This window comes from Labrys monachus (genome assembly GCF_030814655.1).
Lineage (GTDB): Bacteria > Pseudomonadota > Alphaproteobacteria > Rhizobiales > Labraceae > Labrys > Labrys monacha.
Map to the genome: position 1 here is coordinate 6,643,095 of NZ_JAUSVK010000001.1, position 24,689 is coordinate 6,667,783.

Consider the following 24,689-nt stretch of genomic DNA (forward strand, 5'->3'; position numbering starts at 1 on the left):
AGGCGGCGTCACCGCCGGCGCAGCAGGAAGACCGCCTGCTCGCCGAACAGGTTCCAGAACCACCACGGCGCCTTCACCTGGACAGGCTGGCCGTTCAGCTTGAGCGCCTCGGCGCGCTCGATCACCGCATCGAGCTTGCGGGCCAGCTCGACGAAGTCGCGGATGCTGCAGAAATGGATGTTGGGAGTGTCGTACCACTCATAGGGCAGGTTCTCGGTGACCGGCATGCGGCCGCGCAGGAGGATCTGGCGGCGGATGCGCCAATGGCCGAAATTCGGGAAGGAGACGATCACGCGCCGTCCGATGCGCAGCATGTCCTCCAGCACCAGCCGGGGATTGCGCGTCGCCTGCAGCGTCTGGGACAGGATGACGTAGTCGAAGGAATCGGCCGGGTAGTTGGCGAGGTCCGAATCGGCGTCGCCCTGGATCACCGCCAGGCCCCGGCTGACGGCGGTGTTGACGCCGAGCTGGCTCAGCTCGATGCCGCGGCCGTCGACGCCGCGGGTCGACGCGAGGAGCGTCAGCAGCTCGCCGTCGCCGCAGCCGACGTCGAGGACGCGGGCCTGGGGCGTGACCATGTCGCGGATCTTGAGCAGGTCGAGCCGCGCTCCCGCCGGCGCGGCATCGCTGGGATCGCCGACCCGCTGGGCCGCCATCGTCAGATCGCGCCGGATCCGGAAGCGCGTCATGCGATGCCCCTGGCGCGCGAGGCCGCGCCGATGAAGCCGCGGACGATGTCGAAGAGCTCGGGAATGTCGAGCAGGAAGGCGTCATGGCCCTTGTCGGTGTCGATCTCGACGAAGGAAACGCGGGCGCCGGCGGCGTTGAGCGCATGCACGATCTGGCGCGAGTCCGAGGTGGGGAACAGCCAGTCGGAGGTGAAGGAGGCGATGCAGAAACGCGTGGCGGTGCCGCGGAAGGCGGTCGCCAGGCTGCCGCCATGGTCGCTGGCGAGATCGAAATAATCCATGGCGCGGGTGACATAGAGGTAGGAATTGGCGTCGAAGCGGTCGACGAAGCTCAGGCCCTGGTGGCGCAGATAGCTCTCGATCTGGAAGTCGGCGTCGAAGGTGAAGGTCCGCGCGGCGCGGTCCTGCAGGTTGCGGCCGAATTTGCGCTGCAGCGCCCCTTCCGACAGATAGGTGATGTGAGCGGCCATGCGGGCGACGGCGAGCCCCTTGGTGGGGCGCGTGCCGGCTTCGATATATTGCCCGCCATGCCAGTCCGGATCGGCCATGATGGCCTGGCGGCCGACCTCGTGGAAGGCGATGTTCTGGGCCGAATGGCGCGAGGCGCTGGCGATGCACAGCGCCGAGAACACACGGGAGGGATAGGCCGCCGCCCATTGCTGCACCAGCATGCCGCCCATGGAGCCGCCGATCACCGCGAACAGGGTGGCGATGCCGAGCCCGTCGAGCAGCATCGCCTGCGCGCGCACCATGTCGGCGATCGTCACCACGGGGAAATCGAGGCCGTAGGGTCTGCCGGTGGTGGGATTGGTCGAGGCCGGCCCGCTCGAGCCCATGCAGCTGCCGATCACGTTGGGGCAGATCACGAAGAACCGCTCGGTGTCGATCGGCCGGCCCGGGCCGACCATGACGTCCCACCAGCCGGCCCGGCCGGTGACGGGATGGACGTTGGTGACGTGCTGGTCGCCCGTCAGCGCGTGGCAGACGAGGATGGCATTGGAGCGGTCGGCGTTGAGCCTGCCGGCGGTGGTGTAGGCGATGCGCAGCGGCGCGAAGTCGAGCCCGCTGTCCAGCCGCAGCGGCTGGTCGGGCCCGAAATCCACGACCAGGCTGTCGTCGGGATGGTCCGCCTGCTTGCGAGCCATTTCCGGAAAGCTCGCGCGCATCTGTTCGCCTTCCGACATGCCGCCCTTTCCCGCCTCGCCTGGATCGATGGGATCTCGCCAGCGCCGTTCGATATGCCGAACGCTTCGTCCGGCATAACCAGAGTTTGCGGAACGATGCAAGCGGATGCTTTGCCGGCTGGAAGCGGGCGTGCGTTTTCGCCCGCGCCGGCCGGTATCGGCCGGGCCCGGGCTTTGCGCCGGCCCTGCGGCCCGGTAGAACAGGCCGGCCTATGCCGCCGCGCGTCCTTCCAGGGAGCCACCATGTCCACCATCGCCCTCAATGCCAGCACCGCGATCGTCGCCATCGCCATCGTGCTGCTGATCTTCCTGATGAAGATGGTCAAAACCGTCCCGCAGGGGTATAATTATACCATTGAGCGCTTCCGGCGCTATGCCTACACCATCCAGCCCGGCCTCAACATCGTGCCGCCGCTGTTTCATCGCGTCGGCGTGCGCATGAACATGATGGAGCAGGTCCTCGACGTGCCGACCCAGGAGATCATCACCCGCGACAATGCGACAGTGGCGGTCGACGGGGTCGCCTTCTACCAGGTGATCGATGCGCCCCGCGCCGCCTATGAGGTCGCCAACCTCAACAGCGCGATCATGAACCTGCTGATGACCAATATCCGCACGGTGATGGGGTCGATGGATCTCGACCAGCTCCTCTCGCATCGCGACGAGATCAACACCCGCCTCCTGACGGTGGTCGATGCCGCCGCCATCAGCTGGGGCATCAAGATCACGCGCGTGGAGATCAAGGACATCGTCCCCCCGGCCGATCTCATCGCCTCGATGGGGCGCCAGATGAAGGCCGAGCGTGAAAAGCGTGCCGTCATCCTGGAGGCCGAGGGCCAGCGCCAGTCCGAAATCCTGAAGGCGGAGGGGCAGAAGCAGTCGCAGGTGCTGGAGGCGGAAGGCCGCAAGGAAGCCGCCTTCCGCGACGCCGAGGCGCGCGAGCGCTCCGCCCAGGCCGAGGCCGCCGCGACGCTCGTCGTCTCGGAGGCGCTGTCGCGGGGCAATGTGGCCGCCCTCAATTATTTCATCGCCGACAAATATGTGAAGGCGATGCAGGCGATCGCCAGCGCGCCGAACCAGAAGGTCGTGGTGCTGCCGATGGAGGCCACCGCGCTGATCGGCTCTCTCGCCGGCATCGGCGAGATCGCCAAGGCGACGTTCGGCGAGGCGGCCGTCCAGGCCCGACGCGGAGGCTCCGGCGTGCCGCATGTCGACACGAGGCAGAGCTGACATGATGCCGGACCCGTCTCCGGTGGCGGTCTGGGGGTGGTTCGTCGTCGCCGCCCTGCTGATGGGCGCGGAACTGGCGGCGCCCGGCGCCTTCATGCTGTGGCTCGGCCTCGCCGCGGCGGCGACGGGCATCGTCCACCTGTTCGTGGCGATGGACTGGCCCTATGCGCTGCTGCTGTTCGCCGTGCTGGGCGTCGCCTTCGCCTGGCTCGGCCGGCGTCTGGCCGCGCGCGCCGATGCCGATGCCGCCGACCAGCCCTTCCTCAACCGCCGCGCCGCGGCGCTCGTCGGCCAGGCCTTCACGCTGGCCGAGCCCATCGTCGGCGGCGAGGGGCGCATCCGCATCGGCGACACGGTGTGGCATGTCAGCGGCGCGGATGCGCCGGCCGGGACCCGGGTGCGCGTGATGCGTATCGACGGCGGCCGGCTGGTGGTGGAGTAAGGCCCGGGGCTCCCCTCCTGGGAGCGCGGACGTCTCGTCCGCCCTTGTTCCCAAGGGAAATCGATCCGCACAGACCGCAGAAGGTCGGGAGATCGGTCCTTCGCCTCGATCGAGACTGCCGCCCGCTTCTTCAGGCGCTGTCTCTACGGATGTCCCGGTCGAAGCGGACGAGACGTCCGCGGTCCCGGGAAGATATCCGATGCCAGCCCGACCCACCGCCTGACGTCCTGCGGCGTCGCGCCCTCGGCGCGCAGGGCGCGCAGGCTCTTCGAACGCAGGCTCTTGGAGAGTTTTTCGCCATCCGGCCCCTGGACCAGCCGGTGATGATGGTAGACGGGCTCCGGCAGGCCGAGCAGGGCCTGGAGCAGGCGGTGCAGCGCCGTCGCCTCGTAGAGATCCCGGCCGCGCACGACATGGGTGACGCCCTGCAGGGCGTCGTCGACCACGACGGCGAGATGATAGCTGGCGGGAAACTCCTTGCGGGCGAGGACGACGTCGCCCCAGAGCGCCGGATCGGCGGGAACGGGATCGAAACCGCCTTCCATCCCCTCGCGCTCCTCGCGCCAGGCGAGCGGCGGGACCAGGGCGGCGGCCCGTGCCATGTCGAGGCGGAGGGCGAAGGGCTCGCCCGGCCCGCGGCCGGCGGGATCGTCGGCGGCCGCCAGGCGGGCGCGGGGGTAGAGCGGTGCGCCGTCGGGATCGCGGGGATGGCCCGGATCCGCCGTCGCCGCGGCGATCGCGCTGCGCGAGGCATAGGAGCGGTAGAGCAGGCCCCGGGCGGCGAGCCGGTCGAGGGCCTCGCGGTAATCGTCGAAATGCGCGGACTGCCGGCGGACGGGGGACTCGAATTCGAGGCCGAGCCAGGCGAGGTCCTCCAGCAGGGCCTCGACGAAGTCCGGCCGGCAGCGGGTGACGTCGATATCCTCGATGCGCAGCAGGAGCCGCCCGCCCATGCGCCTTGCCTTCTCCGCGTTGAGCAGGGCCGAATAGGCATGGCCGAGATGGAGAGGACCGGTGGGACTCGGCGCAAAACGCAGGACCGGGCCGCCCGACGGCGAAGGGGAGGCTGGAATCGTCATCGCGCCGGTGTATCACGGGGCATGGCGGCCATCATTCATTCGCGGGCGGAAATTCTCGCCGGGGTCGAGGCGCTGCGGGCGCTCGATCCGCGGCTGGCCGCGCTCCATGCCCTCTGCGGCGAGCCGCCCCTGCGCCGCCGGCCCGGCGGCTTCCCGGAGCTCGCCTGGATCGTCGTCTCCCAGCAGGTGTCGGTCGCCAGCGCCAATGCGATCTGGGCCCGCACGCGCGCGGTCTTCGATCCGTTCACGCCCGAGCGCCTGCTGGCGGCGCCCGAGGCGGATTTCCGGGCCGGCGGCCTGTCATCGCCGAAGATCCGCACGTTGCGGGCGCTGGCGCAGGCCGTGGCCGGCGGGCTCGACCTCGAGGCCCTCGCCTCCTGCGACGCCGATGCGGCGCATGCGGCGCTTTGCGCGGTCAAGGGCATCGGTCCGTGGACGGCGGACATCTACCTGATGTTCTGTCTCGGCCATGCCGACGCCTTCGCGGCCGGCGACCTCGCCCTCCAGGAGGCGGCCCGCCTCGTCTTCGGCCTCGACGCCCGGCCGAAGCCCGTTGAATTTATCGCCCTGGCCGAGGCCTGGCGGCCCTGGCGCGGCGTTGCGGCCCGCCTGCTCTGGGCCTATTACGCCAAGGTCAAGTCGGGACCCGGCGCGCCCGTCCCGGACAGCGCGGCCCCATGAATGGAGACAGCGATGACAGCGATCGACGGGCCCCGTCTTGCGGCCAGATCCGGCAAGGCCCGCCAATTGGTGGTCTTCCTCCACGGCTATGGCGCCGACGGCAACGACCTCATCGATATCGGGCGGGTGTGGCAGGACGTGCTGCCGGACGCGGCCTTCGTTTCGCCCCATGCGCCGCAGCCCTGCGCCGGCGCGCCCCACGGGCGCCAATGGTTTGCGCTGACGTTCCGCATGCCCAATGAGCGCTGGCACGGCGTCCAGGCGGCACGGCCGGCCCTCGACGCCTTCCTCGACGCCGAACTGCAGCGCCAGGGCCTGACCGACGAGGCGCTCGCCCTCGTCGGCTTCAGCCAGGGCACGATGATGGCGCTGCATGTCGGCCTGCGCCGGAAGGCGGCGCCCGGCGCCATCGCCGGCTATTCCGGCTTGCTGGTGGGGCCGGACGGCGCTCCCGTCACCGCGATGGCGGCGGAGATCACCGCCCGGCCGCCGGTGCTGCTCGTGCATGGCGACCGGGACGAGGTCATCCCGCCGCAGGCGCTCGACTATTCGGTGCAGGGCCTCGGCGCGCTCGGCGTGCCCACGGAATTCCACCTCAGCCACGGCGTCGGCCACGGCATCGACGGCGACGGCCTCCGGCTCGGCGGGGACTTCCTGGCGCGGATCCTCGCGCCGCACGCCTGATTGCCTATTGCCGCGGATTGACGCCATACTCTCCCCGACTTCTCCCGATCCGAGAGCGTGCGATGAATGCCAGGAAGGGCTTCGGCCGATCCCTCAGCCGCCGTGCCTTTCTGCGGCGGTCCGCTTCCCTCGCCAAGGCGGCGGCGCTCGGCGCCGTCGCATCGCCGGCCCTTGTCCGCAGCGCGCGCTCCTCGTCGGGCGAACTCAATTACATGGGCTGGTCGGGCTATCATTTCGACGAGCTGTTCCGGAAGTTCACCGACAGGACCGGCATCACCATCAATTTCATCGATCAGCCGGACCAGGATTCGATGCTGGCGCAGGCCCGCCTCGGCGCGCAGACCGCGGCGGCCGACATCGCCGAGCCCAGCATCGACCGCCTGCCGGCCTGGATCGACAACGACCTGCTGCAGCCCTGGAACGAGGGCAATGTCAGCATCGATGCCTATGACAAGGCGTTCCTGACCCAGAGCGGCATGGTCAATGGCCGGCGCTTCTTCCTGCCGATCGTGTGGGGAACGGAGGCGCTGACCTATTCGGTCAAGGAGGCGCCGATGGCCTATGGCACGGCGGCGCTGGCGGACCTGTTCGACCCGCGATTCACCGGTAAGGTGACGCTGCGCGCCCATTCCTCGCTGGCGGCGATGGGCCGCGTGCTGGAGGCGCAGGGCAGGCTGCCGAGGCCCTGGCTCGACAGCTACAAGGACCCGGCCTCGATGCGCCAGCTGTGGGACATCGCCCTGGCCGAGGCGGTCAAGCACAAGGCCAATGTCGTGCAGTTCTGGATCGGTGAGAACGACGCGGAGGCGGCCTTCCGCACCAATGGCTGCACGCTCGGGCTGACCTGGGACGCCACGGGGCAGACCCTCTCCGCCGACGGCTTCGGCTTCATCGCGCCGAAGGAGGGCGCCTTCGGCTGGCTGCAGGGCTATGTCCTGCTCAAGGCGGCGAGGAATGTCGAGCAGGCGCATGAATGGGCGAGGTTCATCGCCACGCCGGAAGGCTCGGCCGCCTATGCGACCGCCTTTTCCGCCAATCCGACGGCGAGCGGGGCGATCGATCTCGTCGATGCGAAGATCAAGGATTTCTACCGGAGGGCCTATCCGGCCGACGCGCTGTCGAAGATCTGGTGGTGGCCGCCGCAACCGACCTGGTTCGTCGCGCTGCGCGGCGAATATGCCGACAAATGGCGCGCGGCGTGAGGGTGGACTGCCAGATGCGGGGGCATGCATGAGCGAAGACGTCCAGCTTTCCGGCGTCACCATGAATTTCGGCAGTTTCCGGGCCGTCGACAATGTCGACGTCACCGTCAAGGCCGGCGAATTCTTCTCGTTCCTCGGCCCGTCGGGCTGCGGCAAGACGACGATCCTGCGCATGATCTCGGGCTTCACCCAGCCGAGTTCGGGCGCGATCCGCATCGGGGGCCGCGACATGCAGGGCATCGGCCCCAATGAGCGGCCGACCGCGCTGATCTTCCAGAACCTGGCGCTGTTTCCGCTGATGCCGGTCTGGGAGAACATCGCCTTCGGGCTGGAGGTGCGCGGGGTGCCGAAGGCGCAGCGCCGGGCGCGGGCGGAGGAACTGCTGCGCCTCGTCGACCTGCACGGGGCGGCCGACAAGCGCGTCAGCCAGATGTCGGGCGGCCAGCGCCAGCGCGTCGCCATCGCCCGGGCGCTGGCGGTGGAGCCCAAGGTGATGCTGCTGGACGAGCCCCTGTCGGCGCTCGACCTCAAGCTGCGCATGCATATGCGCGGCGAACTGCGCGCTATCCAGCGGCGCACCAACATCACCTTCATCTACATCACCCACGACCAGAGCGAGGCGCTGGCGATGTCGGACCGCGTCGCGGTGATGTCGCACGGCGTGCTGCAGCAGGTCGGCACGCCCACGGAAATCTACAACACGCCGGCCAACGGCTTCGTCGCCTCCTTCGTGGGCGAGAACAACGTCCTGCCGGGCGTCGTCACCGGCATGGGCAACGGCATGGTGAAGTTCCGCACCGCACAGGGCACCTTCGCCGCGCGGCCCGGTCCGGGCGTCGGCCACCACGCCCGGGCCAAGCTCTATATCCGGCCCGAGCATGCGCGGCTGGAGGCGGCGCCCAACCCCGAGCTCAATTCGCTCCCGGTCGAGGTGCTCGAACTGACCTTCGAGGGCAGCGTCGTCCATGTCCACACGCGTGACGCGCGCGACGCCACGCAGATCGTCCAGGTCCGCAACGATCCGGGCGCCATGCTGCCGCGTCCCGGCGAGCGGCTCTACTTCAACTTCATGCCGGACCGCGCCGTCATCCTGCACGACGCAGCCGCGACCGGGCGGGGGTGAGGCCCATGGATCGTCTCCTGCGCCGCTACGGCCCGGGGCTGACCACCCTCTTCGTGGCGATGACCGCCTTCTGGCTGCTCGTCCTGGTCGTGCTGCCCGACATCATCATGGTCGACTATTCGTTCCGCCCCCTCCTGCCGGTGGCGGAGGCGGGTGGGCCGAAGGATGTCTACACCATCGCCAACTACGCCACCTTCTTCGTGAGCTGGCTGCATGTCCGGGTGTTCCTGGTCACCGTGCTGGTCTCCTGCGTCGTCACGGCGCTCTGCCTCGCCGCCGCCTATCCGGTGGCCTATTTCACGGCGAAGTCGGTCTCGGACAGCGCGGCGGCGACGCTTCTCGGCCTGCTCCTGGTGCCGATGCTGGTGAGCGAATTGCTGCGCGCCTTCGCCTGGAAGATCATCCTCGACTACAAGGGCGTGCTGAACTCGCTGCTCGGCACCGAGATCCGCTGGCTCGCCTCCTATAACGGCATCATCGTCGGGCTCGCCTACACCTACATCCTGTTCATGCTGCTGCCGGTGTACAATGCCATCCAGTCGCTCGACACCAGCCAGATCGAAGCGGCGCGGGATCTCGGGGCCTCGCGCTGGCGCACCCATTGGCGCGTCGTCGTTCCCCACGCCAAGCCGGGCATCGCGGCGGGCTGCGTGATGGTGTTCATGCTGTCGGCCGGCTCGATCCTGGTGCCGAACCTCCTGGAATCGCCCAATTCCCATTGGTTCACCCAGGTGATCCAGCAATGGTTCTTCGACAGCCAGGACTGGCACGCCGGCTCGGCCTATGCCTTCCTGCTGCTGGTGCTGTGCACCCTGTTCGTGGCGCTGATGCTGGCGCTGTTCCGCGTCCGCCTGTCCGGCACGGCGAGGTAGGCGCATGCAGGCCCATCGCACCCGGCGCCGCCTCGCCGCCTTCTATGTCGTGCTCTTCTTCCTGTTCCTGCTGCTGCCGCTGGTGGTCACCGCCGGGGCGGCGCTGAACGATTCGGCCTTTCCCTCGATCCTGCCGTGGAAGGGCTTCACCGGGCACTGGTTCGCCGTGCTGTTCGGCGACGGGAAGATGTGGAACGCCGCCCTCAACACGCTCATCGTGGCCGCCGCCGTCGTGGCGCTGGCGGTGCCGATCGGTACGGCGGGCGCAATCCTCGTCAACGGCGTCCATCCGCGCCTGCGCCGGGGGCTCTACGGGCTGATGATCGCGCCGATCCTGATGCCGGGCATCGTGATCGGCATCGCGACCTTCCTGTTCTGGAACCGTTTCGGCGTCGCGGCGGGCCTGCATCTGTCGGTGCTCGGCCAGGTGTCCTTCATCGCCTCCTATGCGATGCTGCTGGTGCTGGCGCGGCTGCAGAGCTTCGATCCGGCGCTCGAGGAGGCGGCGCTCGATCTCGGCGCCTCGCATGCCCGCATGGTCCGGCGCGTCCTCATCCCGCATCTGCGGCCGGCGCTGATCGCCGCCGCCCTGCTCGGCTTCTTCCAGTCGGTGGAGAACTTCAACGTCACCACCTTCACGGCGGGCGGCGCCCATACGCTGACGACCTATGTCTATTCCCGCACCCGCAGCGGGGCGGATCCCTCGATCAACGCCCTGGCGCTGATCCTCATCGTCGTCGCCCTCGTCGTCGCCGTCCTCTACGAGACGCGCCGGCGCAACATCCTGCGTCGCCTCGTCCGCGAGAAGGAGATGGCCGGGCAGGCGGAACGCGCCGGGAAGCGCTGATATCAGATATGGAAAAACGATATCATCTCTCTGTCGTCGAGAGGGTGGAACCCATGGCTTCCGTCACGATCCGAAATCTTCCGGATGAGGTGCATCGCGCCATCAGGGTGCAGGCTGCGCGGCATGGGCGCAGCACGGAGGCCGAATGCCGCGATCATGGGCCGCGCCCGCGCGAACGGCCACGCTGTTTCCTTCGCCGACGGCCAGATCGCGGCCATCGCGGCCGTTCACGGCTTTGCTGTCGCGACCCGCGACACGGCGCCATTCGTCGCCGCCGGCGTGCCCGTCATCGATCCCTGGCTCGCATGATGGGGATTACGCTCCCATCGTCGCCGCGATCCTGTCCATGGCGCGGGCAAGCTTGAGGTCGAGCTCGGTCAGCCCGCCGGCATCGTGGGTGGCGAGGACGACGTCGACGGTCTTGTAGACGTTGGACCATTCGGGGTGATGGTCCATCTTCTCGGCCGTGAGCGCGGCCCGGGCCATGAAGCCGAAGGCCTCGTTGAAATTGCGGAAGGTGAAGCGGCGCTGCAGGGCTTCGCGGCCCTCGGCCATCGTCCATTGCGGAAGTTCGGCGAGCGCCGCGCGGCGCTGGTCGTCGGTGAGTCGGGGCTGGGGCATGGCGTTCCTCTCAACGCTGCGCCGCGATCCTGCGCGGCTGCTGCAGGTCGTAGGCTTCCTCGACGATATAGGGACCGCCGCCGACCGAATCACGGGAGGAGTAGAGAACGAAGCGATCGGCGGTGAAGGAAAGCCGGCCGCCGCCGCGCAAAGCGAGCCAATCGGCGGTCAGCCTCGCCGTCGCCTCGGAACGCAGCCGCGCCAGCGTGATGTGCGGGGTGTATTGCCGGTTCTCCACGGGCACGCCGAGCCGGCGCAGCAGGCGTTCCTGCACCGCCTGCAATTCCATCAGCGCCGGCGAGGGCAGGACACGGGCATAGACCGATTTCGGCCGGGCGCCCCCGAAGGCGTCGAGGCCCTGCACCGTGACCTCGAAGCTCGGGCGGCGCACGCCGTCGAGCGCCTCGGCGATATCGCGCGCGAGGGCGTCGTCGATGTCGCCGATGAAGGACAGGGTGATGTGGTAGTTGCCGACATCGATCCAGCGAGCGCCGGGCAGTCCGCCCCGCAGGGCGGATAGGGTCATCCCGACGAGGGGAGGGACTTCGAGAGCCGTGAACAGGCGAGGCATGGAAACATCCGATGCGATCGTCTCAGATGCACGGAGTCTAGAAGCCTTTTCGGCCGAGGTGAAACGACAAAGCAGCGCAGGCGGGGAGCGCCGCGGATTTTTCTGCGGAAAAGTCGGCGGGAGCGTCCGCTCCGATCAAGGCGCGGGATTCATGTGGAGCTGGTGGATGGCGCCGATGCGCGCTTCGAGATCCGTCGAGATCGTCACGTTGATCGATCCGATCGCCGTCTTCAGCTGGGCCATGGTGGTGGCGCCGATGATGTTGGCGGTCAGGAAGGGCCGGGTGTTGACGAAGGCGAGCGCCATCTGCGCGGGATCCAGGCCGTATTCCTGGGCCAAAGCGACATAGGCGTCGATGGCGATGTCCGCCCCGGGCTTCTCGTAGCGCTGCAGGCGGTTGAACAGGGCCTTGCGGGAGCCGGCGGGCAGGGCGCCGTTGCGGTACTTGCCGGTGAGATAGCCCTGGGCGAGCGGCGAATAGGCGAGAAGGCCCACTTGCTCGCGCATGGCGATCTCGGCCAGCGCCGTCTCGAAGGTGCGGTTGACCAGCGAATAGGCGTTCTGGATCGACTGCATGCGGGCGAGCCCGAGCGTGTCGCTCGCGGCGAGGAAGCGCATCGTCCCCCAGGCGCTCTCGTTGGAGAGGCCGATCCAGCGCACCTTGCCGGCCTTGACGAAACCGTCGAGCACTTCGATCTGTTCGACGATGCTGGTGGTCTCGTCTTCCGGATGGGGCTGGAAGGCGGTGGGATTGGAGCCCCACGTCATCGGGCGCTCGGGCCAGTGGATCTGGTAGAGATCGATATGGTCGGTCTGCAGCCGACGGAGGCTGCCCTCCAGCGCCTGCGTCATCTGGGCCCGGTTGAGATGGACCGGCTCGTTGTTGCCGCGCAGGAAGGTGAAGGGCGTCGGCCCCGCGACCTTGGAGGCGAGGATCACCTTGCTGCGGGTGCCCCGCGCCTTGAACCATTCGCCGATGATGCGCTCGGTCGATCCGGTCGTCTCCGCCCGCGGCGGCACGGAATAGAGCTCGGCGGTGTCGAAGAAATTGATGCCCTGCTCCAGGGCGTAATCCATCTGCTCGAACCCCTCGGTCTGGGTGTTCTGCTCGCCGAACGTCATGGTGCCCAGGCAGATGACGGAAACGTCCTGGCCGGTGCGGCCGAGCTTATGAAATTTCATGAAAATCGTCCGATCGAGAGGCTGCCTGTTTGGCCCATTCCAAGCCCGCTTGGCAAGTCCTTCGAGCCTGATCGAACAAGCGCCCCAAGAGGTTCTGCCTTCGGCCGGCAGGGGCGGGAAGCGCGAAGACGCTGCAAGCAAAGCGCGGGCGAAGAAAGACGTCGGCGGAAGCCCATCCTGCTTCAGCGATGGAACAGGCCGGGCGGCATGCCGAAATGCCGGCGGAACATGGCGGTGAAGGCGCTCTGGCTGGCATAGCCGCTGTCGAGCGCGACCTCGACGATGCGCTCGCCCTTCGCCAGCCTTTCGAGCGCGCCGAGAAGCCGGGCCTGCTGGCGCCACTGGCCGAAGGTCAGGCCGGTCTCCTTGGGGAACAGACGATGGAGCGTCTTGGGCGTGACGCCGAGCCGGCTCGCCCATTGTCCGGCCGTCGCCTCGTCGCCGGGCCGGGCGGCGAGCGCCTCGCAGACGGTCCGCACGCGGCGGTCGCGCGGCATCGGCAGGTGCAGCGGCAGCACGTCGCGTCCCTGCAACTCGTCGAGCAGCAGCTGCATCAGGCGCTCGTCGCGTCCGCCGGGCGCGTAGTCGGGGGGGATGCCGACGGCGGCGACGATCAGTTCGCGCAACAGCGGCGAGACGGCGACGACGCAGCTCGCCGCAGGCAGGAAGGCGGAGGCGTCGGGATCGACGAAGACGGTGCGGATCTTCACGTCGCCGCACATCCGCACCTCGTGCTCGATACCCGCCGTCAGCCAGACCGCGCGGTTGGGCGGGACGACCCAGATGCCGACGGCAGATCGCACGATCATCACGCCCTGGATGGCATGGAGGAGCTGGGCGCGCGGATGGGCGTGCAGGCCTGTGGAGGTGCCGTCGGGATAGTCGACCTCCATCGCCGCCAGCGGCCGCGGCGTCGCATGATAGGCGAGGTGACGGGTGGTGCGTTCGTGCAGCATGTCCCAAACTCGATAGCCACTGTTATTCTAGCGTGAGACGGACAGGCGCGGAAGAGGGCATGGATGAGACTTCCTCCAACGCGATGCCTCCTCGATGTCCCCGAAACGGTTCTCCTTCCTCTATCCCCTTGCCGCCATCGTGCTGTGGGCCGGCAACGTCATCGCCTCGCGCCTCTCGGCCGAGACGATCGGCCCCCAGGCGATCACCTTCTATCGCCTGCTCCTCGCCGTCCTGCTGATGAGCCTGTTCGTCGCCGGACCGGCCTGGCGCAACCGTGCCGCGATCTGGCCTCGGCTGGGCCAGTTCGCCATCCTCGGCTTCCTGGCCATGTGCCTGTTCCAGAGCCTGTCCTACCTGGCGGCGCAGACGACGACCGCCACCAACATGGCGGTGTTCACCGCGCTCTCCCCGCTGCTGACGGTGGCGCTCGGCGCCGTTCTCCTCGGCGAGCCCCCGACGGCGGGCACGATCGGCGGCGGCGTGCTCGCCTTCGCCGGCCTCGCCTATCTCGTCGGTGGGGGCAGCCCGCAGGCCCTGCTGGCCGGCGGCGTCCATCCCGGTGATGCGCTGATGCTGGCGGCCGCGCTCGTCTATGCCCTCTACAGCGTGCTCCTGAAGCGCTGGCGCCTGCCGGTTCCCGGTTGGCAGTCGACCTATATGCAGGCGCTCTGCGCCCTGGCGGTGATGTTTCCGGCCTTCCTGGCAACGCCTGCGCCGCTCAGGGCCCTCAACGCCGAGACGCTGCCGCTGATCGCCTATGCCGGCGGCCTGGCCTCGGTGGTGCTGCCGTTCCTGTGGATCCGCGGCGTCGAACGCCTCGGCCCGAGCCGCTGCGCGATCTTCATGAATCTCCTGCCGGTGCTCACCGCGGCGGCGGCGATCGTGATGCTGGGCGAGCCGGTCCGGCCCTACCATGTGATCGGCGGCGGCCTGGTTCTGGCGGGGGTCGCCGTGGCCCAGACGGTGCGGCGGCCCCTGCCGGGCATGCGGCCCGCGCCGCGCACGTGAGGCTTCGGCGCCTTCCTTGCGCCTTCGCCCTCCTCCGCCAGTGCCGGGGCGTCACGCCAGCTGGAAGCGCTCGAAGCGATGCAGCGCTTCCTCGATCGGCGCCTTGTGCAGGGCGGCATCGCCCTTGCCGACCCAGCTCCATCGCTGGATCAGCAGCGCCCGCCCGGCGCGGTCCGTCTTGATGTCGATGGCGGCGACGACCTCGTCGCCCACCAGCACCGGCAGGGCGAAATAGCCGAGGACGCGCTTTTCCCTGGGCACATAGGCCTCGAAGAGATGGTCATAGCCGAAGAACAGCCTGAGCCGCTTGCGCTGGATGATCAGGGGATCGAAGGGCGAGAGGATATGCACGCCTTCGGCCGGCGCCGCCGGCAGGGTGTCGAGCGTGCGCGGCTCGGCCCAGTGCTCGGTCTTGCCGGCTCCTTCGACCGCGACGGCGACGAGCTGCCGGCGGCGCATCCGCGCCTCGATCACCTGCCGCACCGCCGGCTTGCGCCCGGCATCGAGATGGCAGATCGAATCGAGGCTCACCACCCCCTGCGCGCGCAGCGCCCGGTCGACGAGATAGTCGAGCGTCTGGCGCTCGGTCGCCGGCTTCGGCCGCTCGTTCCAGCCGAAATGGCGCTCCATCAGCTCATAGGTCTTCAGCATGCCCTGCCGGCCGCTGACGGTCAGCACGCCGGTGTAGAAGGCGAATTGCAGGGCGCGCTTGGAAGGCTTGCGGCTCGCCCAGGCATGGTCCTTCTCGACAAGCACGTCGTCCTCGATGTCGCGGATGGTGAGCGGCCCGCCGTCGCGCACGAGGGTGAGCACCTTCTTCAGGTCCGCCTTGGTCACCGAGGCGAACCAGTCGCTCGGCACGGCGCGGTGCTGCTTCATGTCGGCGAGGAAGAAGCGCAGATCCGGGGTCGGGATATAGGCGAGCGCATGCGTCCAATATTCGAACACGCTCTTGTCCGCCGACTGGGCCTGGACGAGGTGCTCGCGCCGATAGTCCGGAATGCGGCTCCAGAGGATGTGGTGGTGGCAGCGTTCGATCACGTTGATGGTGTCGATCTGCACATAGCCCAGATGCTCCACGGCAAGGGGCGTCGCCTCCGGCCCGTTGCCGAAGGGGGCGGGCATGTCGAGGCGCTGGGCGCCGAGCCAGAGGCGGCGGGCCTCGGCCGTGGAGAGGGAAGCGGGTTTGGAGGGCGCTTTCGGCATCGGGCGAATCGGTGTGTTGGCGGGCGTCATGCCGGCGGAGGAAGAAGGCCGGTCAGCGGAGCGGCACGCCGGTGGGCGGGTCCCCCGACCCGCCTCTTCCGCGGGGTGACTCATCCCTGCCGCACATAGAGCACCTTGACCTCGCCGGGGGCGGGCGGATGAGCGATGATGCCGGGGATGTCGTCGAGCGGGACCTTGCGGGTGATCAGCGGATCGATCTGGATGGCGCCGGAGGAAATGAGGTCCGCCGCACGCTTGTGGGTGAACGGGTTGATGAAGGAGCCGAACACCTTGAGCTCGCGGAACAGGATGTCGAAGGGCTCGACCGCCACCTTGACCCCCTGCGGCATGACCCCGAGGATGACCACCGTCCCGCCCGGCCGCGCGAGCTGGAAGGCCTGTTCCACGGTCTCGCCGACGCCGGCGCATTCGATCACGACGTCGGCGCCGCCGGGCAGGAGCCCGCCCGGACCGGTGACGCGTGCGATGATGTCCCCGGCGGTGGGATCGACGCTGGCGGTGGCGCCGACCGCCTCGGCCAGCCTGCGGCGGGAGGCCTGGCGGGTCGACAGCACGACGCGTCTGGCGCCCGCCAGCCGGGCGAGCTGCACGGTCAGGAGGCCGATGACGCCGCCGCCGAGCACCACGACGGAAGAGCCCGCCTCGATCCCGGCGATGTCGATGCCGTGCAGGCAGCAGGCCAGGGGCTCGCAGAAGGCGCCATGCGCCGCCTCGAGCGACAAGGGCAGTTCATGCGCCTGCTTCTGCGGCACCAGCACATAGTCGGCGAGGCCGCCGTCGCGATGGATGCCGATGGCGGTGAGGTTGCGGCAGAGGTTGATGCGGCCGGCATGGCACTGCTCGCAGCGGCCGCAGACGATGTTCGGGTCGCCGGTGACGCGCATCCCGGTGCGGAAGCCCTGCACGTCGCTGCCCATGGCCTCGACGATGCCGCAGAATTCATGACCGAGCGTGACGGGCGGCTTGCTGGGAAATTCCCCGTGCAGCAGGTGGCGGTCGGTGCCGCAGACGCCGGACGCCTCGACCCGGACGAGCAGATCGTCCGGTCCCGGCACCGGGTCGTCCACCCGCCGCAGGAAGAGATTCCCGACCGATTCGAGCCGTACCGCCTTCATGCCTTCCTCCCGACTGTTCTTCTTCTTCAGACCGTGACCGCCTGCAGGCCGCGCCCCTCCTCGCCGAACACCCTGAGATAGCGCTTGATCGCCGGCTCGCCGCCGGTCGCCTTGGCGAGGTTGTCCGAGAGCTTGACGGCGGGGCGGCCGTTGACCTCGGTGATCTTGCACACCAGCGAGATCGGGTCGAGCAGGGGGATGGGATGGGAACCGCAGCCCCTGAAATCATTGGTGAGATTGGTGCCCCAGCCATAGGAGGGGCGCATGCGGCCGTTGAACACCTTGTGCGCCGCCTCGATCGAATCGATGTCGAGCCCGTCCGAGAAGATGATCAGCTTTTCCTTCGGATCGCGGCCCCGGGCCCGGTACCAGGCGATGATCTCCTCGCCGGCTTCCTTGAAGGGCTTGGAATCGGGCCGCATGCCGGTCCAGTCCGCCACCCAGTCGGGCGCGCGCTCGAGGAAGGCGGCGGTGCCGAAGGTGTCGGGCAGCACGATGAGCAGGTTGCCGTCGTAGAAGTCGCGCCACATTTCGAGCACGCGATAGGGCGAATCCCTGAGGGCGTCGTCCTCGCTGGCGAGGGCGGCATAGACCATCGGCAGCTCATGGGCGTTGGTGCCGATCGATTCCAGGTCGTTGTTCATGGCGAGCAGCACGTTGGAGGTGCCGACGAACGCCGCGCCGAGCCCCTCCTTCATCGCTTCCACGCACCAGCTCTGCCACAGGAAGCTGTGGCGGCGGCGGGTGCCGAAATCGGAGATGCGCAGGCCTTCCAGCTTCTTGAGCCGCTCGATCTTGTCCCACAGCTTGGCCTTGGCGCGGGCATAGAGGATATCGAGCTCGAACCGGCCCATCGAGCGGGTGGCGGCGCGCGACTTCAATTCGTTGATGATGGCGAGCGCCGGGATCTCCCACATCGTGGCCTGGCTCCACGGCGCGTCGAATTCCAGCACATAGTCGCCGTCCTCGACGCGCAGCTCATAGTCGGGCAGGTGAAAATCGGCGAGCCAGGCCAGGAATTCGGGGCGGAAGATCTGCTGCTTGCCATAGAAGGTGTTGCCCCGCAGCCAGATCAGCTCGCGCTTGCCGAAGCGCAGGGTGCGGGCATGGTCGAGTTGGTCGCGCAGCTCCTTCTCGTCGATGATCGAGGCGAGGTTGACCGACTTGGTCCGGTTGATGACGGTGAACTTCGTCCGCACGTTCTCGTGCCGGGCGTGAATGGGTTGCAGCATCAGCAGCTTGTAGAAATCCGTATCCAGAAGGCTACGGACGATCGGATCGAGCTTCCAGGTCCGATCATAGACCCGCTTGGCGATATCGATATTCATGGAACCCGGCACCTGACGCGAAGAGGCGGACCATGCGTGGAATGCCGGGCAAGATCAAGAGTGGGAAAGCCGACGGTCGGGGGGCGATACCGGCTGCATAGATCACGACGCGGGCTTATTTCTTCGAGGCCTGCTGCTTGACGAGCGCTCGGCGCTCGTCGCCGGTCAGGCCCTTGTCACGGCTGTCGAGAATGAATGTGCCAACTCGATCCGGCCCGGGGGCCTTCGGATTTTTCTGCATGCCGAAGGGGTATCACATCTGTCGACGTCCCGCCAAATCGATTCGCGCGATTGCGCTTTGGGGGATCTTGTCGCCATTCTGCATGTCGGACGGCGTCGGATCCCGCCAATCGTCCGTGCCCGATATCGCCTCCCTTGACGCCCCGTCTCTCCGGCTTCCATAACCGTGCCGGCGCGGAGAGAAGCATGGCTGGGGCACCCGGAGAATCCACATCGGTCGCGGCGGCGCAGCTGCCGAAGATTGCCTGGGGCAAGGGCCTCGTCCTCGTCGATACCGACGGCAGGCGCTATCTCGACGGTTCGGGCGGGCCGGCGGTGTATTCGCTCGGCCACGGCAACGAGGAGGTGAACCAGGCGATCAAGGACCAGCTCGACCGCATCGCCCATGGCTATCGCTACAATTTCACCTCCGACCCGCTGGAGGAGCTGACCGAGCGCATCGGCAGGGCCTGCGGCGGCACGCTCGAGCGCATGGTGTTCGTGTCCGGCGGCTCGGAGGCGGTGGAATCGGCGATGAAGCTCGCGCTGCAATATTTCGCCGCGCGCGGCGAGATGAGCCGCCGACGCTTCATTTCGCGCGAGCGCTCCTGGCACGGCAACACGCTCGGCGCCCTCTCGCTTTCTGGCTTCCGCGAGCGCCGGCTGTCTTTCGAAGGCGCGCTCGTCGACGTGCCGCGCCTGTCGCCGGCCAATGTCTACCGTCCGCCGGCGGGCGTGGCCCCGGAGGATGTCGGCGCCTATTGCGCGCGGGAACTGGAGGACAAGATTCTCGAACTCGGCGCTGCGACGGTCGCCGCCTTCGTCTTCGAACCCGTGGTGGGGGCGGCCGGCGGCGTCGTGCCGGCACCGCCCGGCTATGCCAGGCGCGTGCGCGAGATCTGCGACCGCCACGGCGTGCTGATGATCGCCGACGAGGTGATGTGCGGCGCCGGGCGCTGCGGCACCTGGCGCGCCCTCGAGCATGACGGCGTCTTCCCGGACATCATGACGGTGGCCAAGGGCCTCGCCGGCGGCTACCTGCCGCTCGGCGCCGCGATCTATTCGGCCGCGGTCGCCGAGCCGATCCATACGGTCGACGGCGGACCGCAGACCGGGCACACCTTCACCGGCCATACCGCGGCGTGTGCCGCCGGCGTCGCCGTCCAGCGCATCGTCGAGCGGGACGGGCTGGTGCAGCGCGTCGCGGTCAAGGGCGAGGCGTTCAGGAAGACCCTGGGTGACGCCCTGCACGGCATCGACGCGGTCGGCGACATCCGCGGCCGCGGCTTCTTCATCGGCATCGAACTCGTCGCCGACCGCGACAGCAAGGAGCCCTTCCCGGCCGAGAAGGGGCTCTTCCTGAAGATCCGCTCGCGGGCCATGGAGAACGGCCTGATCTGCTATCCCTCCGGCGGCAATGTCGACGGCATCCGCGGCGATACGGTGATCCTGGCGCCGCCCTACATCGCCACCGACGGCGAACTCGACGAGATCGCCGGCCGCTTCGCCGTTTCCCTGCGCCAGGCGCTCACCGATATCGGACACTGAACATGGCACGCAAAGTCATCATCTCCTGTGCGGTCACCGGATCGATCCACACGCCGTCGATGTCGCCGCATCTGCCGGTGACCCCCGACGAGATCGCCGCCTCCGCCATCGGGGCCGCCGAGGCCGGAGCCGCCGTGCTGCATCTGCATGCCCGCGATCCCGACACCGGCGCGCCCACGCCGGATGTCGCCGTGTTCGAGCGTTTCGTGCCGCGCATCCGCCAGGCGACCGACGCCATCGTCAACATCACCACCGGCGGCTCGGCGCGCATGACCACCCAGGAGCGCCTCGAGGGCCCCTCGACGCTGCGCCCGGAAATGTGCTCGCTCAATCTCGGCACCATGAATTTCGGCCTCTATCCGATGCTGGACCGCCCGCGCGAATGGAAGCACGAGTGGGAGCGCCCCTTCCTCGAAGCCACGCGCGGCGGCATGTTCAAGAACACCTTCGCCGACATCGAGCTGATCCTCTCGACCATGGGGGCGCTGGGCACCCGCTTCGAGTTCGAATGCTACGATATCGGCCATCTCTACACGCTTGCCCATTTCCTCGACCGCAAGCTGGTGACGCCGCCGCTGTTCGTGCAGACCGTGCTCGGCATCCTCGGCGGCATCGGGGCCAATCCGGACAGCGTGGTCGACATGCGCCGGACGGCCGACAAGCTGTTCGGCAGGGACTATGAATGGTCCATGCTGGCGGCCGGGCGCAACCAGATGGCGCTCGGCACCATGGCGGCGGTGATGGGCGGGCATGTCCGCGTCGGGCTGGAGGACAATCTGTGGATCGGCAAGGGGCAGCTCGCCACCTCCAATGCCCAGCAGGTCACCAAGATCCGCACCGTCCTCGAAGAACTGGGCCTCGAAATCGCCACGCCGGCCGAAGCGCGCGCCATCATCGGCGTGCCCGCCCGGTGACGATCGTCCGCCCGGCGCGGCCCGGCGACTGCGAAGCCGTCGCGGCGATGGTGGCCGAACTCGCCGGGCTCTTCGGCGTCCGGTCGGGCACGACGGCGGACCTCCTGCGCATGGAGGTGTTCGGGCCGCGTCCGAGCATCGCGATCCTGGTCGCGGAAGAGGACGACGGCGGCCTGGCCGGCTATCTCGTGCATCAGGAGACGTTCTCGACCTGGCGCGGCGCCGTCGGCCTGTTCATCGTCGACCTCTTCGTGCGGCCGGAGCGGCGCAACGAGCGCCTCGGCGTCAGGCTGCTGGAGGAAGCGGCCCGCCTCGGCCGGGCGAGGGGCGCCCGCTTCATGCGGCTCGACATCGACGAGGGCAATCTCGCCGGCAAGCGCTTCTACCAGCGTCTCGGCTTCAGGCCGCTGGAGCACGACCGCTTCCTCGTGCTGGACGAGACGGCCCTCCAGGCGCTCGCCGGCGATTGAAGGCAGGATTTTTTCTCATGCCCGTGCAGATATCCGACCTCATCCGGTATCCCGACTTCAGCGGCGCCATCGCCGACCGCGTCTGGAACGCCTGGTGGAGGCACAAGGGCTATCCGATCGACGTCCTCACCATATGGGTACGGGCGAATCTGGCGGGTGCGCCGCTGCCTTTCTGTCTCGTCGCCCATCACGACGGCGAATTCGTCGGCACCGCCTCCCTGGTCGCTTCCGACATGCAGGAATGCCTGGAGCTGTCGCCCTGGGTCGCCGCCGTGTGGGTGGAGCCGCAGCATCGCGGCCAGGGCGTCGGCACCGCCCTCGTGCGGGAAGCCGTCGACCGCGCCTTCCAGCGCGGTTTCGAGCGGGTGCATCTGGGCGCCGACGCCGCCAGGCGCTCCTTCCTCCAGCGGATCGGCTGGGAACTCGTGGAGAAGGACATCGGTGCCCGCAAGCTCGACCTCTTCCGCCAGACGAGCGCCGGCCGCGCCTGACGATCGGACACGATCTCGGCGCTCGGCCATAAAGCTGCCGGCAAATCCTTCCATCTGACGGCATCAACCTTTAGTTTCGGGCTCATGCATCGTTTCGTCTCCCGCTTCGCCGCCTTCTGGTGCCTCCTGCTCGCCCTGCTCGTCGCACCGCTTGCGGCTTCGGCGCAGGACAGCTCGGCGGCGGCGTTCCAGAACACGCTGACCCAGGACAGGAAGGAACTCGACGAGGTCGCCTCGGGCCTGGCGACCGTGAAGGACGATGGCGATGCGGCGCAGCTGACGCTGCAGAGGCTGCGGGAGAGCGTGAGCCGGGTCAGGACCGACCTCGTCACCCTGCAGTCGAACGTCCTCGCGGTACGGGACAGCCACCGGGCCAGCTTCGACAAGATCGGGCCGCCGCCCAAGCCGGCGGATCCGCCGGAGAGCAAGGACGTCACCGAGGCCCGGAGCCGGGAGCAGGCGACGCTCGACCAGCTCTCGGGCGTGATGACCGACATACAGGACCAGGTCGAGCGCGCCGACACCCTGGCCAATCTGATCATCGTGCAGCCGTTCCTGATGTCGTTCAATGCGGACAAGAAGGCGCTCGACGACGTCGAGGCCAGCCTCGCGAGCATCGCCAGCGCCGGCGATTCGGCCTCGCAGACGCTGCAGGACCTGCGGGCGAAGATCGACGCCGCCCGGACCGACCTGACGACCGTGCAGACGACCGTCATTCCCCTGCGCGACGCCTCCCAGTCGCGCCTCAAGAAGCTGGGCCCGGAACCCAAGCCCACGGACCCGCCCGAGAGCAAGGACATCACCGATACGCGCCGGACGGAGAACGCCCTCTTCACGCAATTGGCGGAGATCGTCACCAAGACGCAATACCAGGCGGCGAGGGCCGACGACCTCGCCAATGCCGTCACCGAATATCAGCGCGAGCTCATCACGGGGCGGCTGCTGAAGGGCGGCGACAGCGTCTTCTCCCGCAGCTTCTGGAAGCCGGTCATCCGCAAGGCGCCGGAAGCCGTGCTCCGGGCGAAAGACATGGCGGTCACCTCGGCGCTGCATTTCACCCATGCCGTCAATTCGACCTCGATCGCCATCTTCCTGCTGACCATCGCCGCCGGCTATGTGGTGGCGCAGTTCCTGCGCTACCGCATCATGCGCTGGCAGGCGCGGCTGCCCCGCAAGAAGAAGACGTCGCGGCGCTACGTCGCCTCGCTCGATGCGGTGCTGGGGCTCGTCTATACGATGCTGCGCGTGCCCTGCGCCGTCTGCGTCGCGGTGCTCGCCTTCCGCTTCTCCAGCCTGCTGCCGGTCTATGTCATCGACGAGTTCGGCTGGGACTTCATCCGCGCCACGCTGGTGGGCTTCGGCCTGTGGGCGCTGGCGCGCGCCATCCTGGCCAAGGAACATTCGGACCTGCGGCTGCTGCCGCTGAGCGACTGGGCGGTGCGCCGCATCGGGCGCCGCATGGGCTGGATGGCCCTCGTGCTGGGCGTGTCCCAATTGCTGGACGGCTTCATCAAGTCGCTCCATGCCGATGCCTCCCTGACGGTGGCGAGGGACGCCGTCACCGCGTCCTTGTTCATCATCATCACCTGCTCCCTCCTGATCCGGCTGCGCAGCGCGCCGCCGACGGTCGTCAACGGGCAGGTCCTGTCGCCCGACGAGGACATCAACGCCCTCGACATTCTCCGCCCGATCAGCTGGGTCGCGGTGTTCGTGATGGGCGTGTGCCTGATCGCGGGCTATACGGCGCTCGCGGTGGCGGCGGCCGTGCTGCCCCTGCTGCTGATCTGCATCATCGCCGCGAGCTACCTGCTGACGACGCTGGTCGATTCGGCCCTGACCGACAATCTGCTGGGCGATACCGAGCGCCGGCGCGCCATCTCCCGGGCCGTCGGCATCTCGTCCAAGAACGTGTCCTTCAGCGCCACGCTGCTGTCGGGCATCCTGCGCCTCGTCATCATCGTGGCGGCGGTGCTGACGCTGGGAGCGCCGTTCGGCTTCTATTCGGCCGACATGCTGCCGGCGGTGCAGCGCGCCTATTTCGGCTTCCAGATCGGCGAGATGACGATTTCGCCATCGTCGATCCTCGCCGGCATCTTCCTGTTCGTCACCATCTGGGGGGTGACGCGGCTGATCCGCGGCTGGATGAGCAACACGCTGCTGCCGCGCACCACGCTCGATGCCGGCCTGCAGAATTCCATCGCCACCATCGTCGGCTATGTCGGCGTCATCATGGCGATCTCCGCCTCGCTGTCGGAGATCGGGCTCAGCCTGCAGAACATCGCCTATGTCGCCAGCGCCCTCGCCGTCGGCATCGGCTTCGGCCTGCAGGCGATCGTGAACAATTTCGTCTCCGGCCTCATCCTCCTCGCCGAACGTCCGATCCGGGTCGGCGACATCATCGCCGCCTCGGGCGAGGAAGGCTTCGTGCGCCGCATCAGCGTGCGCGCCACCGAGATCGAGACCTTCGACCGCGCCACGCTGATCGTCCCCAATTCCCTCCTCATCACCGGCGTGGTGAAGAACTGGGTCTACGGCAACACCTGGAGCCGCCTGCGCATCGTGCTCTCGCTCGGCTATGATGCGGATGTCGACGCCGTGCGGGCGGCGATGCTCGGCGCCGCCGAGGACGATCCGCGCATCCTGCCGTCGCCGGCGCCGCGGGTGTTCCTGTCGAAGCTCGGCGATGCCGCGCTGGAGTTCGAGCTGGTGGTGGTGCTGGCGAGCATGGAAACGCAGCCGGCGGTGAAGAGCGACCTGCTGATCCGCATCCTCAAGGCCTTCCGGGCCAAGGGCATCCGGATGGTGGCCCAGCTGCCGGCGGTGCCGCCGCCGGTGGTCGTCAGCCTCGAAGAGGCGTTGGGCGTCGTCGAGGTCGCGAAAATGCGCGGCGACAAGCCGGCCGCGCCGCCGCCGGCCTCCCCTCCGGCGAACAAGGCGCCGCCGGCCGCCGCCCCGGCAACCAAGGCGTCGCCGTGAGAACGGTCCGTCTGCGAACGGCCAATGAT

The 24,689-nt window shown here is 68.4% G+C and carries 25 protein-coding genes and 1 pseudogene; 16 read left to right on the forward strand and 10 right to left on the reverse strand.

Going from position 1 to position 24,689, the window contains the following annotated elements:
* Positions 1-8 precede the first annotated feature (8 nt).
* Both metW and metX read right to left on the reverse strand, forming a co-directional pair.
* A complete protein-coding gene (gene metW / locus J3R73_RS30310; protein ID WP_307437822.1) occupies positions 9-656 on the reverse strand; it encodes a methionine biosynthesis protein MetW in 648 nt (215 codons plus the stop codon).
* A gap of 29 nt (positions 657-685) precedes the next feature.
* Entirely contained in the window at positions 686-1,834 is a 1,149-nt protein-coding gene (gene metX, locus J3R73_RS30315) for a homoserine O-acetyltransferase MetX (RefSeq protein ID WP_370880119.1), read from the reverse strand.
* Positions 1,835-2,116: 282 nt separating this feature from the next.
* On the opposite strand from metX, the gene J3R73_RS30320 reads away from it, so the two are divergent.
* Together J3R73_RS30320 and J3R73_RS30325 are read left to right on the forward strand one after the other, a co-directional pair.
* A complete protein-coding gene (locus tag J3R73_RS30320) occupies positions 2,117-3,103 on the forward strand; it encodes an SPFH domain-containing protein (protein WP_307436329.1) in 987 nt (328 codons plus the stop codon).
* 1 nt (position 3,104) lies between these two features.
* Complete coding sequence (locus J3R73_RS30325) at positions 3,105-3,545, forward strand: NfeD family protein (protein WP_307436331.1); 441 nt, start codon at positions 3,105-3,107, stop codon at positions 3,543-3,545.
* A gap of 143 nt (positions 3,546-3,688) precedes the next feature.
* Here the strand turns inward: J3R73_RS30325 and gluQRS are convergent, their stop codons facing one another.
* A complete protein-coding gene (gluQRS, locus tag J3R73_RS30330) occupies positions 3,689-4,624 on the reverse strand; it encodes a tRNA glutamyl-Q(34) synthetase GluQRS (RefSeq protein WP_307436333.1) in 936 nt (311 codons plus the stop codon).
* A gap of 21 nt (positions 4,625-4,645) precedes the next feature.
* Between gluQRS and J3R73_RS30335 the strand changes: the two genes are divergently transcribed.
* The 8 genes and pseudogenes from J3R73_RS30335 (at position 4,646) to J3R73_RS30370 (ending at position 10,342) form a co-directional block, all read left to right on the forward strand.
* Complete coding sequence (locus tag J3R73_RS30335; protein WP_307436334.1) at positions 4,646-5,305, forward strand: DNA-3-methyladenine glycosylase family protein; 660 nt, start codon at positions 4,646-4,648, stop codon at positions 5,303-5,305.
* Between the two features lie 12 nt (positions 5,306-5,317).
* Positions 5,318-5,989, forward strand: coding sequence for an alpha/beta hydrolase (locus J3R73_RS30340; RefSeq protein ID WP_307436336.1), 672 nt, complete (start codon positions 5,318-5,320; stop codon positions 5,987-5,989).
* 62 nt (positions 5,990-6,051) lie between these two features.
* On the forward strand, positions 6,052-7,191 hold the full coding sequence (locus J3R73_RS30345) for an extracellular solute-binding protein (RefSeq protein ID WP_307436339.1): 1,140 nt from the start codon (positions 6,052-6,054) through the stop codon (positions 7,189-7,191).
* Between the two features lie 28 nt (positions 7,192-7,219).
* Positions 7,220-8,314: an ABC transporter ATP-binding protein gene (locus J3R73_RS30350; protein ID WP_307436342.1), complete on the forward strand. Its 1,095-nt coding sequence runs from the start codon at positions 7,220-7,222 to the stop codon at positions 8,312-8,314.
* Positions 8,315-8,319: 5 nt separating this feature from the next.
* Positions 8,320-9,186: an ABC transporter permease gene (locus tag J3R73_RS30355; protein WP_307436344.1), complete on the forward strand. Its 867-nt coding sequence runs from the start codon at positions 8,320-8,322 to the stop codon at positions 9,184-9,186.
* 4 nt (positions 9,187-9,190) lie between these two features.
* Complete coding sequence (locus J3R73_RS30360; protein ID WP_307436348.1) at positions 9,191-10,033, forward strand: ABC transporter permease; 843 nt, start codon at positions 9,191-9,193, stop codon at positions 10,031-10,033.
* Positions 10,034-10,086: 53 nt separating this feature from the next.
* Positions 10,087-10,143 (forward strand): annotated as a pseudogene (locus J3R73_RS31600) (FitA-like ribbon-helix-helix domain-containing protein); the annotation flags it as partial.
* Positions 10,144-10,156: 13 nt separating this feature from the next.
* Positions 10,157-10,342 (forward strand): PIN domain-containing protein, encoded by a 186-nt coding sequence (locus J3R73_RS30370; RefSeq protein ID WP_307437848.1) that lies wholly within the window; start codon positions 10,157-10,159, stop codon positions 10,340-10,342.
* A gap of 6 nt (positions 10,343-10,348) precedes the next feature.
* Here J3R73_RS30370 and J3R73_RS30375 read toward each other — a convergent pair whose 3' ends face one another.
* From J3R73_RS30375 to J3R73_RS30390, 4 genes are all read right to left on the reverse strand, one after another.
* Positions 10,349-10,654: a 4a-hydroxytetrahydrobiopterin dehydratase gene (locus J3R73_RS30375; protein ID WP_307436351.1), complete on the reverse strand. Its 306-nt coding sequence runs from the start codon at positions 10,652-10,654 to the stop codon at positions 10,349-10,351.
* A gap of 10 nt (positions 10,655-10,664) precedes the next feature.
* Entirely contained in the window at positions 10,665-11,225 is a 561-nt protein-coding gene (thpR, locus tag J3R73_RS30380) for an RNA 2',3'-cyclic phosphodiesterase (RefSeq protein ID WP_307436353.1), read from the reverse strand.
* Positions 11,226-11,360: 135 nt separating this feature from the next.
* Positions 11,361-12,407, reverse strand: coding sequence for an aldo/keto reductase (locus tag J3R73_RS30385; protein WP_307436356.1), 1,047 nt, complete (start codon positions 12,405-12,407; stop codon positions 11,361-11,363).
* Positions 12,408-12,589: 182 nt separating this feature from the next.
* Positions 12,590-13,363: an AraC family transcriptional regulator gene (locus J3R73_RS30390; protein ID WP_307436359.1), complete on the reverse strand. Its 774-nt coding sequence runs from the start codon at positions 13,361-13,363 to the stop codon at positions 12,590-12,592.
* Positions 13,364-13,457: 94 nt separating this feature from the next.
* On the opposite strand from J3R73_RS30390, the gene J3R73_RS30395 reads away from it, so the two are divergent.
* Entirely contained in the window at positions 13,458-14,372 is a 915-nt protein-coding gene (locus tag J3R73_RS30395) for a DMT family transporter (protein ID WP_307436362.1), read from the forward strand.
* A 51-nt stretch (positions 14,373-14,423) separates the two neighbouring features.
* On the opposite strand, the gene J3R73_RS30400 is transcribed toward J3R73_RS30395, so the two are convergent.
* From J3R73_RS30400 to pncB, 3 genes are all read right to left on the reverse strand, one after another.
* Positions 14,424-15,578, reverse strand: coding sequence for a winged helix-turn-helix domain-containing protein (locus tag J3R73_RS30400; protein WP_307436365.1), 1,155 nt, complete (start codon positions 15,576-15,578; stop codon positions 14,424-14,426).
* A 110-nt stretch (positions 15,579-15,688) separates the two neighbouring features.
* On the reverse strand, positions 15,689-16,714 hold the full coding sequence (locus J3R73_RS30405) for a zinc-dependent alcohol dehydrogenase family protein (RefSeq protein WP_307436368.1): 1,026 nt from the start codon (positions 16,712-16,714) through the stop codon (positions 15,689-15,691).
* A gap of 26 nt (positions 16,715-16,740) precedes the next feature.
* Positions 16,741-18,042, reverse strand: coding sequence for a nicotinate phosphoribosyltransferase (gene pncB / locus J3R73_RS30410; RefSeq protein ID WP_307436371.1), 1,302 nt, complete (start codon positions 18,040-18,042; stop codon positions 16,741-16,743).
* A gap of 426 nt (positions 18,043-18,468) precedes the next feature.
* On the opposite strand from pncB, the gene J3R73_RS30415 reads away from it, so the two are divergent.
* From J3R73_RS30415 to J3R73_RS30435, 5 genes are all read left to right on the forward strand, one after another.
* The gene (locus J3R73_RS30415) at positions 18,469-19,809 is read left to right on the forward strand and encodes an aspartate aminotransferase family protein (protein WP_307436374.1); all 1,341 of its coding nucleotides are present in this window, start codon (positions 18,469-18,471) and stop codon (positions 19,807-19,809) included.
* A gap of 2 nt (positions 19,810-19,811) precedes the next feature.
* Positions 19,812-20,723: a 3,5-dioxohexanoate:acetyl-CoA acetone transferase gene (gene kce / locus J3R73_RS30420; protein WP_307436376.1), complete on the forward strand. Its 912-nt coding sequence runs from the start codon at positions 19,812-19,814 to the stop codon at positions 20,721-20,723.
* A complete protein-coding gene (locus J3R73_RS30425; RefSeq protein WP_307436379.1) occupies positions 20,720-21,193 on the forward strand; it encodes a GNAT family N-acetyltransferase in 474 nt (157 codons plus the stop codon). The genes kce and J3R73_RS30425 overlap by 4 nt, the downstream gene beginning before the upstream one ends.
* A gap of 17 nt (positions 21,194-21,210) precedes the next feature.
* A complete protein-coding gene (locus tag J3R73_RS30430) occupies positions 21,211-21,684 on the forward strand; it encodes a GNAT family N-acetyltransferase (RefSeq protein WP_307436381.1) in 474 nt (157 codons plus the stop codon).
* Positions 21,685-21,768: 84 nt separating this feature from the next.
* Complete coding sequence (locus tag J3R73_RS30435; protein ID WP_307436385.1) at positions 21,769-24,660, forward strand: DUF3772 domain-containing protein; 2,892 nt, start codon at positions 21,769-21,771, stop codon at positions 24,658-24,660.
* Positions 24,661-24,689: the final 29 nt, after the last annotated feature.

Bases quoted from the DNA above. Each gene is read 5' to 3' on its own strand.
- metW (WP_307437822.1), bottom strand. From the start codon at position 656: ATGGCGGCCCAGCGGGTCGGCGATCCCAGCGATGCCGCGCCGGCGGGA.
- metX (WP_370880119.1), bottom strand. From the start codon at position 1,834: ATGGCTCGCAAGCAGGCGGACCATCCCGACGACAGCCTGGTCGTGGAT.
- J3R73_RS30320 (WP_307436329.1), top strand. From the start codon at position 2,117: ATGTCCACCATCGCCCTCAATGCCAGCACCGCGATCGTCGCCATCGCC.
- J3R73_RS30325 (WP_307436331.1), top strand. From the start codon at position 3,105: ATGATGCCGGACCCGTCTCCGGTGGCGGTCTGGGGGTGGTTCGTCGTC.
- gluQRS (WP_307436333.1), bottom strand. From the start codon at position 4,624: ATGACGATTCCAGCCTCCCCTTCGCCGTCGGGCGGCCCGGTCCTGCGT.
- J3R73_RS30335 (WP_307436334.1), top strand. From the start codon at position 4,646: ATGGCGGCCATCATTCATTCGCGGGCGGAAATTCTCGCCGGGGTCGAG.
- J3R73_RS30340 (WP_307436336.1), top strand. From the start codon at position 5,318: ATGACAGCGATCGACGGGCCCCGTCTTGCGGCCAGATCCGGCAAGGCC.
- J3R73_RS30345 (WP_307436339.1), top strand. From the start codon at position 6,052: ATGAATGCCAGGAAGGGCTTCGGCCGATCCCTCAGCCGCCGTGCCTTT.
- J3R73_RS30350 (WP_307436342.1), top strand. From the start codon at position 7,220: ATGAGCGAAGACGTCCAGCTTTCCGGCGTCACCATGAATTTCGGCAGT.
- J3R73_RS30355 (WP_307436344.1), top strand. From the start codon at position 8,320: ATGGATCGTCTCCTGCGCCGCTACGGCCCGGGGCTGACCACCCTCTTC.
- J3R73_RS30360 (WP_307436348.1), top strand. From the start codon at position 9,191: ATGCAGGCCCATCGCACCCGGCGCCGCCTCGCCGCCTTCTATGTCGTG.
- J3R73_RS30370 (WP_307437848.1), top strand. From the start codon at position 10,157: ATGGGCGCAGCACGGAGGCCGAATGCCGCGATCATGGGCCGCGCCCGC.
- J3R73_RS30375 (WP_307436351.1), bottom strand. From the start codon at position 10,654: ATGCCCCAGCCCCGACTCACCGACGACCAGCGCCGCGCGGCGCTCGCC.
- thpR (WP_307436353.1), bottom strand. From the start codon at position 11,225: ATGCCTCGCCTGTTCACGGCTCTCGAAGTCCCTCCCCTCGTCGGGATG.
- J3R73_RS30385 (WP_307436356.1), bottom strand. From the start codon at position 12,407: ATGAAATTTCATAAGCTCGGCCGCACCGGCCAGGACGTTTCCGTCATC.
- J3R73_RS30390 (WP_307436359.1), bottom strand. From the start codon at position 13,363: ATGCTGCACGAACGCACCACCCGTCACCTCGCCTATCATGCGACGCCG.
- J3R73_RS30395 (WP_307436362.1), top strand. From the start codon at position 13,458: ATGTCCCCGAAACGGTTCTCCTTCCTCTATCCCCTTGCCGCCATCGTG.
- J3R73_RS30400 (WP_307436365.1), bottom strand. From the start codon at position 15,578: ATGCCGAAAGCGCCCTCCAAACCCGCTTCCCTCTCCACGGCCGAGGCC.
- J3R73_RS30405 (WP_307436368.1), bottom strand. From the start codon at position 16,714: ATGAAGGCGGTACGGCTCGAATCGGTCGGGAATCTCTTCCTGCGGCGG.
- pncB (WP_307436371.1), bottom strand. From the start codon at position 18,042: ATGAATATCGATATCGCCAAGCGGGTCTATGATCGGACCTGGAAGCTC.
- J3R73_RS30415 (WP_307436374.1), top strand. From the start codon at position 18,469: ATGGCTGGGGCACCCGGAGAATCCACATCGGTCGCGGCGGCGCAGCTG.
- kce (WP_307436376.1), top strand. From the start codon at position 19,812: ATGGCACGCAAAGTCATCATCTCCTGTGCGGTCACCGGATCGATCCAC.
- J3R73_RS30430 (WP_307436381.1), top strand. From the start codon at position 21,211: ATGCCCGTGCAGATATCCGACCTCATCCGGTATCCCGACTTCAGCGGC.
- J3R73_RS30435 (WP_307436385.1), top strand. From the start codon at position 21,769: ATGCATCGTTTCGTCTCCCGCTTCGCCGCCTTCTGGTGCCTCCTGCTC.